Below are 11,492 nucleotides of genomic sequence, written 5' to 3' on the forward strand. Positions count from 1 at the left end.
CGGAACGCGGCCCGCGTACTCCTTGGGCCCCACTGCGCCCTCACCCTGCCGTGTCGTCTCACAGCGCCGTGTCGTCCCACTGGTCGAGCAGGATGTCGCCGAGTCCTTCGATCTCCGGCGTGGCGCCGCCATGGAGGGACTGTTCGGCCCAGATGACCTTGCCGGTGGGCGTGTAGCGCGTCCCCCAGCGTTCGGCGAACTGGGCGACCAGGAAGAGGCCGCGGCCGCCTTCGTCGGTGGCCTTCGCCCGACGCAGCCGGGGCGAGGTGCTGCTGCCGTCGGCGACTTCGAAGATCAGGGTGCCCGCGGCCGGGCCGCCGACCGACTCCGTGCGCAGCAGCCGGACGACGATGGGCTCGGCGCCGTAACGGACGGCGTTGGTGATCAGCTCGCTGAGGATGAGTTCGGCGGTGAAGACGACCTGCTCCAGGCCCCACTCCGTCAGCCGGCGGGCGCAGGCGGCGCGCACCGGGGCCACCGCCGCCGGGTCACGGGGCACGTCCCACTCGGCGACCTGCGCCGGCCCGAGGCGGCTCGTTCGGGCGACCAGGAGTGCGATGTCGTCCCGGGGCCGGTCGGACAGCATGGCCTCCATCACCGCCGCGCACGTGGCCTCCGGCGTGCGCTGCGGCCCTGACAGAGCCTCGCGCAGGGCCTCCAGGCCGGCGTCCAGGTCTCGGGTGCGGTCCTCGATCAGTCCGTCGGTGAAGAGCACCAGCCGGGAACCCTCGGGCACGGCGAGTTCGGCGGTCTCGACAGGCAGGCCGACACCGAGCCCCAGGGGTGGGGAGACGGGCAGCTGCGGGAAGTCCACGGTCCCGTCGGGCCGGATCACCGCCGGTCCCGGATGGCCGGCGGTGGCCAGGTCCAGCCGCCCGGAGGTGGGGTCGTAGACGGCGTACTGGCAGGTCGCCCCGGTGATCATCCCCTGCCCGTCCTCCGCGGCGGCGATCTCCTCGGCGTCGATCTGGGCCACCAGCTCGTCCAGCCGGATCAGCAGCTCCTCCACGGGCAGGTCCAGGCCGGCGAAGTTACGCACGGCGGTGCGCAGCCGGCCCATGGTCGCCGCCGCATGCAGGCCGTGGCCGACGACATCACCCACGACCAGCGCCACCCGGGCGCCGGACAGCGGGATGACGTCGAACCAGTCCCCGCCCACCCCGGCCTGGGCCGGCAGGTAGCGGTAGGCCACGTCGAGGGCGGACTGTTCGGGCAGGCCGCGGGGCAGCAGGCTGTGCTGCAGGGTGACGGCCATGGCGTGTTCGCGGGTGTAGCGGCGGGCGTTGTCGATGCACAGCGCCGCCCGGGCGGCCAGCTCCTCGGCGAAGGACACGTCGTCGTCCTCGAACGGCGGGGAGCCCTCGGCGCGCCAGTAGTCCACCACGCCCAGCACCACGCCGCGGGCTCGCAACGGCACCACGAGCATCGAGTGGATGCCCTGCTCCACGATCTGCCGGGCGCGTTCCGGATCTTGGGCCAGCCAGGCTTCGGAGGCGCTCAGGTCACCGACCAGGACCGGCCGGCCGTCGGCCATCGCCATGGCGACGGGGTGGCCCGGGACGAAACGGATCAGCTCGCCGACGGGGTGGAGGAAGTGAGCCGCCTCCAGCCCGGCGACGGCGCTGCGGCGCAGATCGATCATCCGGGCGGTCGCACCGGAGGGCTCCTCGCCGCGCAGGACCGGGTCCAGCAGTTCGACGGTGGCGATGTCGGCGAACCGGGGCACCGCCACCTCGGTCAGTTCCTCGGCTGTCCGCTTCACGTCGAGCGTGGTGCCGATCCGCAGTCCGGCGTCGTAGAGCGACTTCAGCCGTTCGCGCGCCACCTCCGCCCGGCCGGAGAGAGCCTGCAGCTCTGTGGTGTCCCGGAGCGTCACCACGCTGCCGACCGAGCCGTGTGGTGCGGTGAGCCGCTTGTTGACCGCGAGCAGCCGGTCGCCCGCCCGGTACACCTTGTCGGTGGCGGGGCGGTCGGAGGCCAGCAGCCCGGCGAGGTCCTCCTCCAGCCCCAGATCGGTGATGTGCCGCCGCTCCGCGTCCGCCGGCAGGTCCAGCAGCCGCCGTGCCTCGTCGTTGGCCAGCAGCAGCCGGCCGTCACCGCCGACGATGAGCACGCCTTCCCGAACGGCGTGCAGAACCGCGTCGTGGTGCTCGTACATCCGGGTCATCTCCACCGGCCCCAGGCCATGGGTCTGCCGCCGCAGCCGGCGGCTCACCAGGGCCGACCCGCCTGCGGCGACGGCAAGGGCCATGGCGGCGCCGCCGAAGAGGACCGGCAGCTGCCGGTTCACCATGTGCTGCACCTTCTGGACCGTGACGGGCACGGAGACGATGGCGACGACGGAGCCGTCAGGTCCTTTGACGGGGACGGCCGAGATGACGGAGAGCCCGAGGGACCCGTGGAAGGTGCTGGTGAACGGCTTGCCGTTCGCCGCCTTCGCGTACGGCCCGATGACGCGTTTCCCGATCTGGTGCGGGTCGCTGTGGGTGAGGGTGATGCCGTTCAGCCCGTACACGATGATGGCGTCGACGCCCGCGGCCTTACTGGCCGCCTCGGCGTACGGCTGCAGCTGAGCTGACGGATGCGCGCTCTGCAGCGCCGCCACGATCCCCGGGGAGTGGGCGAATGTCTGCGCGGTGGAGAGCGTCCGGGTCCGGGCGTCCGCCATGTTGTCGCGCCGAGCCTGCACCACGAGCGCCAGCAAGGTGGCGGCGACGAGGAGCACCACGACCGCCAGCTGCAGCAGGAAGACCTGGCCGGCGAGGCTGCGCACGCTCAGCAGCGACCGCCACGCCTCTCTCCTCCGGCGGGGCCGATCGGGCCCATGGGTGCTCCTGGACGCATCACGCGCACCGCGCCCGGATCCACCCGAAACTTCACCCATACCCCCTTTCTATCGTTTTCGGGTGGCCAACACCGAGGCGACCGGGTCGAACCGGTCCGCGCAAGGCCCACGAGGACGTGCTCGCGCTGCCGGGCCGATGGGTCCGCGGTGGATGCTGCGCACGCCGTCAGGTGTCCGCGAGCGGCGGGGCCGTCGTGCCTCTCACTTCGAGGAACGGGGTGGCGAGGTCGACCTCGCGCGGGCGGTCCGGCTCGTCGATCCGGTCGAGCAGCCGCTGCGCGGCGCGTCGGCCCACGTCATGGCTGGCGTTGTCCACCGTGGTCAGCCACAGATGGCGCAGCCGGGACAGGTACGTGTTGTCGTAGCCGACCAGGGAGAGGTCCCGTGGTACCTGGAGACCGGTCTCCTCGGCGGCGGAGAGCGCGCCGACGCAGGCCATGTCGTTGACCGCGAAGACGGCGGTCGGACGCACGCGGCTCAGGAGCCGGACGGTCGCCCGGTAGCCGCCCTCCTCGGTGAGGTCGCCCTGTTCCACGACCGCCGTGTCGGCGAGGCCGTGCTCGCGCATGGTGGCCTCGAAGCTGCGCCGGCGCAGGTCGCCGACCGCGCCCTGACCGGCGATGTGGGCGATGTGCCGGTGGCCGAGGCCGATGAGGTGCTCGGTGGCCAGGCGGGCGCCGTGCTCGTCGTCGTTGGCGACGATGTCCACGCCGGGCAGCACCGGTTCGCGGGTGCCGGCCACGACCGTGGGGACCAGGCGGGCGACGGTGCGCAGGGCCTGGGGGTCCTGGAGTGTGCCGACGGCGATCAGGCCGTCGACGCGGAGTTCGGTGAAGGTCCGGGTGAGGTCCTCGCCGAGGCGCCGGTTGAGGTGGCCGTCGGCCAGCAGCATGTGCAGGCCGTTGTCGTACAGCCGTGCGTTGAGGCCGTCGAGCAGTTCCACGAACCAGGGGTTGCGCATGTCGTTGAGCAGCACCCCCACCGTGCGGGTGCGCCGCTCGCTCAGGCTGCGCGCGGCGGCGTTGGGCCGGTAACCGAGCGCTTCGACCGCCGCGAGGACGGCCTCGCGCTTCTCCGGCCGGACACCTGCCGAGCCGCGCAGCACGAGCGAGACCAGGGACTTGGACACGCCGGCCCGTTCGGCGACGTCACGGATGGTCGGAGTGCTCATGGCTGGACCGTTCCATGACCCACCTGCTCGTGTAAAGACCCTTGACACCCGAGAGAAGCAGGATCCATGGTGGGCGCCCAAGCTCTGGAACGGTCCAAAGAAGGGCGCTCATGGTGAATACGCTCGGGGTCGCCGTCGTGGGATTCGGCTGGATGGGACGGGTGCACACCCAGGCGTACGCACGTCTGCCGCACCACTTCCCTCAGCTGTCCGCACGGCCGGAACTGCTCGCCGTCGCGGATGAGGTACCGGGCCGGGCGGAGGCGGCGGCCGAGCTGTACGGCTTCGCCGCCGCGACCCGCGACTGGCGGGAGGTGGCCGCCGATCGCCGCGTCCAGGCCGTCAGCATCACCGCCCCGAACTTCCTGCACCGCGAGATCGGTGTGGCGATGGCCGAGGCCGGCAAGCACATCTGGATCGAGAAGCCGGTCGGGCTCACCGCCGACGACGCCCGGGCCGTTGCCGACGCGGTCGCCAAGGCCGGCGTGCAGGGCACCGTCGGCTTCAACTACCGCAACGCGCCCGCCGTCGAGGCAGCCCGCGATCTGATCGCCTCCGGTGAGATCGGCACGGTCACCCACGCCCGCATTCGCCTCTTCAGCGACTACGCCGCCCACCCCCAAGGTGCCCTGACCTGGCGCTACGAGCGGGCCCGCGGCGGCAGCGGGGTGCTCGGCGACCTCGCGTCGCACGGCGCCGACCTGGCCCGGTTCCTGCTCGGCGACATCGCCTCGCTCACCGCCGACACCGCGATCTTCCTCCCCGAACGCGCCCGGCCGACCGGCGCCACGGCGGGACACACCCTCGCCACCGGCGGCGAGCCCGGGCCGGTCGAGAACGAGGACTACGTCAACTGCCTGCTGCGCTTCGCCTCCGGCGCCCGCGGCGTCCTGGAGGCCTGCCGCGTCTCGGTCGGCGAACAGAACAACTACGGCTTCGAAGTGCACGGCACCAAGGGCGCCGTCTCCTGGGACTTCCGCCGCATGGGCGAACTCGCCGTCAGCCGCGGCACGACCTACCAGGACCAGCCGGTCAGCACGGTGTACGTCGGCCCCGGCCACGGCGAATACGCCGCGTTCCAGCCCGGGGCGGCCACCAGCATGGGCTACGACGACCTCAAGGTCATCGAGGCCTACCGGTTCCTGCGCTCCATCACCGAGGGCACCGCAGTCGGCGCCACTCTCAGCGATGCCGTGGCAAGCGCGGTGGCGCTGGAGGCGATGGAGCGCTCGACCGAGCAGGGCACGTGGGTGAGTCTGGCGTGAGCACCGTACACATCGGGGTCATCAGCGCGGGCAACGTGAGCGCTGACCACGTGAACACCCTGCACCGCTGGGTGTCCGGCGCCGAGGTCGTGCGCGTCGCCGACGTCGACGAGGAACGGGCCGCCTCCGCCGCCGCGCTGGGCCGGCCGCGGCACACCCCTGACCTGCACCGAACCCCGCACGGCCCACGACGACCTGCACTTCGAGGCCGCCGAAACCGCCCGCTGCATCACCACGGGCCAGCTTAAGAACGTAGACCGGACGTTGACCGACTCGATCACCACACTTGGCGTCATGGACGACATCCGCGGACCGTGCGGCATCCCCTTCCCTCCGCAGTGCCCCGGCGGTACGGGAGCTGCAACAGATCGGCGTCGAGCCGGGCGGCTGGGGGCGCGGCGTGGGCAGCCTGCTGCACAAGGCGTTCGTGCGGCGGCTGCACGCGGACGGGCTCACCGACGGGGTACTGGCGTGCTGGGAGGCCGGTGCGAGGGCACAGGCGTCGTCTTCGCTGTAGCCCGTCCGATGTGCGGATTGGAAACCGGGGCCTTTCGGGGCGCGGCTCCACCCGATCGGGCGGTAAGCGAGACGGTGGAGGCGTCGGACTCGCCGTCTAGGATGGGTAGCCGTGGCAGAGGTCCCCGATGAGTTGATCAAGCTGGAACGAACCGCCGAGCAGGAGCGCGCGAAACTCGCGGGCCTCTCCGGTGGCGAGTACGACGCTCAGCTGCGCCGCTGGCGCAAGGCGTCCGACACCGTACAGGCGGCCATCACCGCCCATGCCGCAGCCACCGGGGCCAGCCCGCACGAGGTTGAGCAGGCCGTACAGAAAGCTGTGCGACGCAGCCAAGAGGACCCGGCTGTCGAGTAGCTGACCACGTGATTCCTTTAACCATGTCGAGCAGACAACGCGGGCCGCTTCAGCGATGCTGGACGAGGGTGGCACTCTCCATGCGAGAAGGAGCACGGCATGCCCACAGATCCCGTCGGACGATTCCTGGCAGCCTTGGACCCCGATCACCGGGACGCAGTCGGCGCCAAACCGCGCCAGGAACAGGAACAACTCGCAGCGGCCTGGGAACGGGAACTGGAATTCGATGACGAGCTCGACACCCTGGACGAGCTGTCCCCGCCCGCCGCGGAAGCCGAGGCCGCCCGCCGCGTCATGAACCGCAGCACCGGCTAGAAACCGCTACGTGCCCGAGGTTCGCGGGGGTGTGCCCCCACCTGCCATGATCTTGCCTCATGGGTGATCGTCCGCTGTCGTCTGCCTGGCCGGCCGCGTGGGTGTGCAGGGTCTCCGATGCCCTGAAAGCAATGACAGACGACTTCGAGCGCAGGCACGGGTATCCCCCGGGCGTCAATCACGTCCGGTAGGCCGACCATGACGATCAGGCCGCGGCTCGCATGCTGGCCCGAGTAGACCTCGCTCCTGCCGACCTCGGCGCTTTGTACGCCGGCATCGGCGATGTCACCTGGGCGGACGTCGGCAACGGCTACTTCATCGACCCGGCTTGTGATGTGCTCCTTCGGCTCAAGGAGTACGGGGCTGTCGATCTCGGCGCGAACCAGAAGGCCCGCGGCTTGGTCATTGGCTCGAACGGTGGCGGGCTGTGCTACGTCACCGGCCGCGGCGTTGCTGTCCACCGAACGCGGACAGCAACGCTCGACGAACCGGAGCTCGACAGGGTGGCTGACTACCTGCGGCAGTTTCTGGAGTTGCTGGAGAAATCCCTGATGCGGTTCATCGCCAACGGCGAGCCGGAATACCTGTAGGTGCGGTATCCGGCACTTCATCGTGTCATGAGGTCCGGATGATGCTCGTACGCACTCGGCTTGGCGGAAAATCCCGCTTCTCCTCAGGGGCGGTACAGCCAATTCCGCAGCTACGCTCTGCCCGTGGATGCGGCAACCTGGCTCAATGTACTGGCCATTGGGATCTCAGTCTGCGCTTTGGTCGCCTCAGTGTGGTTCGGGGCTCACCAGATACGCGCGGCACGGCAAGCCAATTGCCTACCGGCATTTCTCGAATTACTCTCCGAGCTGCGCTCACCCGAACTACATGATCAGTACGCCTACGTCTGCGGCCGACTGAACCAAGAGCATTCCCCTGACGGCGGCCTGCGTGCCCTGCCACCGGGGCCCCGCGAATGCGCCTACAACATCGCCTACTTCTTTCAGACCTTCGCGAGCCTGTACGCGCTCGGGATCATCGACGAGGGCACAGCGATCGTCATGGTCCGAAGCCGCACCACGAAGGTCTGGGAGGCCCTGCGCCCCTACGTTGAGCGCGAGCGCCAGTATCCGGACCGTCGATCCGAACATGCTGTCCCTGCTGGAGGCCTTCGCACGCATATCCGCCGCATATCGTGGTCCTACTGCAGCCGAAGTGATCACCGCACGCCATCAACGCGCGTTGGTGTCTCGCCGGCCGATGCTGCGGAGGCCGTGAACCGACCTTCACAGTCAGCGGCCGGCGCGGCTGTCGGCCCAGGGAAACACCGACTCCTCGCCCCTGTCCCGCACTTGGCGGTCGCCGAGGAACCTCAAGGAGACGGGCCCGTACCGAGTGACAGCTTTCTTCAAACCTTGACTTAACTCCAGGAACATTGCTTGGATCCCACCATCGGCGCGTCCGGAGGGAGCCGGGGTGGTAGCTGACGCAACGTCAGGGACGGGCGTTCAGAGACTCATTGGCCTCGGCGCGCAGACAGACCGCCTCCGTATCCGCGACGAAGAACGGGCCGGGGGGTGCCTGCACCGTGGCTCCACCGTGGCTCGCCCCCCGAAGCGGCCGAGCGCGGCCAAGCCGCCGCGGTGCCAGTCCCCTACCCCACCGACATCAGGAGAAGCTGTGAGACGTTCTCTCACCGCGACCGCCGCCGTCGCGGTCACCACGCTGACCGCGCTGCTCGGCACGGGCCCGGCCGCGCACGCGGACAGAGCCGGGAGCCGGTCGGCCGGGCACGACCCGGTCGTGTCCGGCACCTACTCCACCGACGGAGCACAGGCCTGGCAGCCGCTGTCGACGGCCTGGACGGACGATCGTCCCGGCCGTCCCGTCGACGCCACCGTGGTCGTCGATCCCCGCGCGACCCGGCAGAAATACACCGGCATCGGCTTCTCCCTGGACGAGACGAGCGTGTCCAACCTGTGGAAGCTCACCCCTGCCAAGCGCGAGCAGGCCATCCGGCTGCTGGTCGACCCGAAGCACGGCGCCGGCCTGGACCGGTTCCGGTTGACGATCGGCAGCCCCGACGTCATCGAGCACCTGCCGTTCTGGTCCGAGGACGACCTGCCCAGCGGTGTCACCGAGGACTTCGGCCTGAAGTACTTCTCCGTCCAGCGGGACTTGGACCTGCACATCATCGACACGATCAAGCTGATCCAGCGCTACAACCCGAAGGCCACCTTCTTCGCCTCCGCGTGGAGCGCACCCGCATGGATGAAGACGAACGACCGCTTCACCGGCGAGGTCGCGCTCAAGCCCGGCAGCACCACGGACTACTACCAGGTCGGCAAGCTGCGCGACGACTGCATCGACGTCTTCGCGCGCTACTACGTCAAGTTCGTCCAGGCCTACGCCCGGCACGGCATCCGCGTCGACGCCCTGACCCTCCTGAACGAGCCGGGCATGGACGTGGTGTACCCGGCCATGGACATCAGCATCGCCCAGCAGCAGAAGCTGGCCCTGGCCATCAAGCGAGAGTTCCGGGCCGCCCGCCTGAACACCCAGTTGTACGTCCACGACTTCAACTTCTGGGACTGGAAGGACCCCAACAGCACAGCCACCAAGAACTACTACCGCATCTTCGGCGACGCCCCCGACGGATCGGTCAGCGGCAAGCAGGTCCGCGAGGCCGCCGATGCCATCGCCTTCCACCCCTACTGGGGAGATCCGCAGGTGATGCGCGACGCGTATGAGCAGACAGGCAAGCCGGTCCAGCTCACGGAGACGAGCGATCTGTCACCCTCGACGATCCTGGACGACTTCCGCCTGGACGCCGGGTCCTACATCCTGTGGGCCCAGACCACGGATCAGTACGGCGGGACGCTGCACTGGACCCCCGCCCGGGACAACAACGTCGACTGGGAGAAGGTCGGCGCCACCACCAAGTGGCCGGACCGGCTGGTCACGGTGAACACGGACACGAAGGACTTCACCGTCCGCGACGAGCTGTACAAGATCGGCCAGTTCTCCAAGTACCTGTCCCCGGGTGATGTCCGCCTCGACTCCAGCGCCGCCGAGAACGATGTCAGCAACGTGGTCTACCGATCCGGCGACGGCACGTACGTCGCCGTCCTCGGCAACAGCGCCACCACCGCCCGCACGGTGCGCATCACCGTCTCCGGGCACTCGTTCGTCGTGACCGTTCCGGCAGGCTCCTTCGCCACCTGTCACTGGAAGGACCGCACTGCCGCAGACCACCACGGCCACACCCCCTGATCCGGTATTTCGGGCGGCTCGCGTGTGGCGTTACCCAGCGTCACACGCGTGCCGCGTGCGGAATGCTCTGAGGTTCGGGTCTCTATTTCACCGACGTGACAACCGCGGAGACGATGACGGTCGTGGCGAGGCTGCCGATCATGACGAGTCCCACGCCGATGACGAAGAGTCCGCTGGAGTCGCCCGACCAGTCGTAACAGGCGGCAAGGGTCAGGCCGACCGTGGGGCCCAGCACAGTCCCGGCGAGGTAGCGCCGGGATGCCGCCCAGCACACGGGCACGAGCAGAGTGAGCACCAGCCCGATGACCTGCCACGCTTCGTACGGGCCGCTCGTCGACCCATCGGGGTGCACGTCACGGTGCTGGTCCCAGCCCAGCCATACAGCCCACGCCGCGAGCGACACCCCCGCGAGCACGAGGATCGGCAACAGGTGGGCAACGGGTCTCGTCGGTCCTTCTCTCATGGTCCGAGCGTGCCGGTCCACGCCTGTGCCGGGTAGAGCACGTGTACTCAGCTTCAGCTGAGTACACGAGGACGGGCACACGGTGGTGGACCGCGCCGGCGGCTGATGCCATGACGACGGCCCTTGTGGGACCATGCGCCGATGCGCGAGCTGACTGTGCTGGGGACGTGCGGGGCCTGGCCGGAGGCCCGGCGGGCGGCGAGCGGCTTCCTCCTGGAGGCCGACGGGTTTCGGCTCGTCCTGGACCTCGGCTACGCGACGCTGCCCCGGCTGCTGGAGCGGTGCGCGGTGAACGAACTCGACGCCGTGGTGATCACCCATGAACACCCCGATCACTGCGCGGATCTGAGCGCGCTGTGCCGAGCGCTGCTCTTCGGCGGGGAGCGCGACGGGCGGGTGCCGTTGTACTGCCCGCCGGGAGTGCTCGGGCGGGTGCAGGCGATGGAGCCGACCGAGCGCCTGCGCGAGGTCTTCGACCCGCGACCGTTGCCGGGCAGCTACGAGGTCGGTCCCTTCCGGCTGGACGGGCGGATCCTTCCGCATCATGTGCCCCACGCGGGCGTGCGGTTGACGGCACCCGGACTCACCGTCGCCTACAGCGGCGACGCCGGTCCCGACGACGCGCTCGGTGAACTCGCGGCCGGAGCCGACCTGCTGATCGCCGGCGCGACACTGCAGGGCCCGGCGACCGACCCGTATCTGCTCAGCGCGACCCAGGCCGGCCAGTGGGCTGCCCGCACCGGAGCGGAGCGCCTGCTGCTCACACACTTCTGGCCCGGCGACGATCGCCGGCGGTCGGTGGCGGAGGCGAGTGCCGCGTACGACGGCGAGATCCTGGCGGCAGAGGAGGAGGAGATGGTCCTCCACCTTTGACACACCGTCATCGGCAAGCGTCTCTGATTGGCTTAGCGAGCCTGAGCGTTGCTCAGCCTTGGGAGCCAATCGCCTTCGTGCCCTGGTACTGAACGACAGGAGCCGCCAGCCCGCGTGGCACGTCCCTCCGGACGCTGGTCGACCGGGCCGCAAGACCCGACCGAGGAGGGTGCCCGACGTCGCCTGGGCGCCGGGCGTGCGCGTAGCACTCTGCCACAGGTTCACTACGCTTCGCTAATCCAACTGGTGAGCCTGCTGGAACGGCGGCGCCGCATCGACCAGGCCCTGTATGCGGTCATCATGGAGGCGTACGTGCACGGGGTGTCCACCCGGTCGGTCGACGACCTGGTCAAGGCGCTCGGCGCGGACAGCGGCATCTCCAAGAGCGAGGTCTCGCGGATCTGCGGTGACCTGGACGAACAGCTCAC

At 69.8% G+C, this 11,492-nt stretch carries 10 protein-coding genes and 1 pseudogene; 8 read left to right on the forward strand and 3 right to left on the reverse strand.

The features are described 5' to 3' along the window. Window positions 1-58: 58 nt before the first annotated feature. A complete protein-coding gene (locus AB0M27_RS28765; protein ID WP_365725620.1) occupies window positions 59-2,773 on the reverse strand; it encodes a SpoIIE family protein phosphatase in 2,715 nt (904 codons plus the stop codon). A 238-nt stretch (window positions 2,774-3,011) separates the two neighbouring features. Beyond that, window positions 3,012-4,016 carry a LacI family DNA-binding transcriptional regulator gene (locus AB0M27_RS28770; protein WP_365725622.1) on the reverse strand — a complete coding sequence of 335 codons (1,005 nt, stop codon included), beginning with the start codon at window positions 4,014-4,016 and terminating at the stop codon, window positions 3,012-3,014. 110 nt (window positions 4,017-4,126) lie between these two features. Between AB0M27_RS28770 and AB0M27_RS28775 the strand changes: the two genes are divergently transcribed. From AB0M27_RS28775 to AB0M27_RS28800, 6 genes are all read left to right on the forward strand, one after another. Next, complete coding sequence (locus AB0M27_RS28775; RefSeq protein WP_365725624.1) at window positions 4,127-5,281, forward strand: Gfo/Idh/MocA family oxidoreductase; 1,155 nt, start codon at window positions 4,127-4,129, stop codon at window positions 5,279-5,281. Beyond that, window positions 5,278-5,529, forward strand: a complete 252-nt coding sequence (locus tag AB0M27_RS28780) for a hypothetical protein (protein WP_365725626.1) — start codon at window positions 5,278-5,280, stop codon at window positions 5,527-5,529. Before AB0M27_RS28775 ends, AB0M27_RS28780 begins: the two co-directional genes overlap by 4 nt. 380 nt (window positions 5,530-5,909) lie before the next feature. Continuing rightward, window positions 5,910-6,152: a hypothetical protein gene (locus AB0M27_RS28785; protein WP_365725628.1), complete on the forward strand. Its 243-nt coding sequence runs from the start codon at window positions 5,910-5,912 to the stop codon at window positions 6,150-6,152. Between the two features lie 99 nt (window positions 6,153-6,251). Then, window positions 6,252-6,467 (forward strand): hypothetical protein, encoded by a 216-nt coding sequence (locus AB0M27_RS28790; protein WP_365725629.1) that lies wholly within the window; start codon window positions 6,252-6,254, stop codon window positions 6,465-6,467. A gap of 221 nt (window positions 6,468-6,688) precedes the next feature. Beyond that, entirely contained in the window at window positions 6,689-7,057 is a 369-nt protein-coding gene (locus AB0M27_RS28795) for an SMI1/KNR4 family protein (RefSeq protein ID WP_365725631.1), read from the forward strand. Between the two features lie 1,078 nt (window positions 7,058-8,135). Further along, window positions 8,136-9,728 carry a glycoside hydrolase family 30 beta sandwich domain-containing protein gene (locus AB0M27_RS28800; protein WP_365725633.1) on the forward strand — a complete coding sequence of 531 codons (1,593 nt, stop codon included), beginning with the start codon at window positions 8,136-8,138 and terminating at the stop codon, window positions 9,726-9,728. A gap of 82 nt (window positions 9,729-9,810) precedes the next feature. Here AB0M27_RS28800 and AB0M27_RS28805 read toward each other — a convergent pair whose 3' ends face one another. Continuing rightward, window positions 9,811-10,191 carry a hypothetical protein gene (locus AB0M27_RS28805; RefSeq protein ID WP_365725635.1) on the reverse strand — a complete coding sequence of 127 codons (381 nt, stop codon included), beginning with the start codon at window positions 10,189-10,191 and terminating at the stop codon, window positions 9,811-9,813. Window positions 10,192-10,332: 141 nt separating this feature from the next. Between AB0M27_RS28805 and AB0M27_RS28810 the strand changes: the two genes are divergently transcribed. Together AB0M27_RS28810 and AB0M27_RS28815 are read left to right on the forward strand one after the other, a co-directional pair. Further along, window positions 10,333-11,064, forward strand: a complete 732-nt coding sequence (locus AB0M27_RS28810; protein WP_365725637.1) for an MBL fold metallo-hydrolase — start codon at window positions 10,333-10,335, stop codon at window positions 11,062-11,064. A gap of 249 nt (window positions 11,065-11,313) precedes the next feature. Further along, window positions 11,314-11,492: pseudogene (locus AB0M27_RS28815) on the forward strand (transposase); the annotation flags it as partial.

This window comes from Streptomyces sp. NPDC052107 (assembly GCF_040680215.1).
GTDB lineage: Bacteria > Actinomycetota > Actinomycetes > Streptomycetales > Streptomycetaceae > Streptomyces.

Coding starts and splice junctions, on each gene's coding strand:
- AB0M27_RS28770 (WP_365725622.1), bottom strand. CDS start 4,016: ATGAGCACTCCGACCATCCGTGACGTCGCCGAACGGGCCGGCGTGTCC.
- AB0M27_RS28775 (WP_365725624.1), top strand. CDS start 4,127: ATGGTGAATACGCTCGGGGTCGCCGTCGTGGGATTCGGCTGGATGGGA.
- AB0M27_RS28790 (WP_365725629.1), top strand. CDS start 6,252: ATGCCCACAGATCCCGTCGGACGATTCCTGGCAGCCTTGGACCCCGAT.
- AB0M27_RS28795 (WP_365725631.1), top strand. CDS start 6,689: ATGCTGGCCCGAGTAGACCTCGCTCCTGCCGACCTCGGCGCTTTGTAC.
- AB0M27_RS28805 (WP_365725635.1), bottom strand. CDS start 10,191: ATGAGAGAAGGACCGACGAGACCCGTTGCCCACCTGTTGCCGATCCTC.
- AB0M27_RS28810 (WP_365725637.1), top strand. CDS start 10,333: ATGCGCGAGCTGACTGTGCTGGGGACGTGCGGGGCCTGGCCGGAGGCC.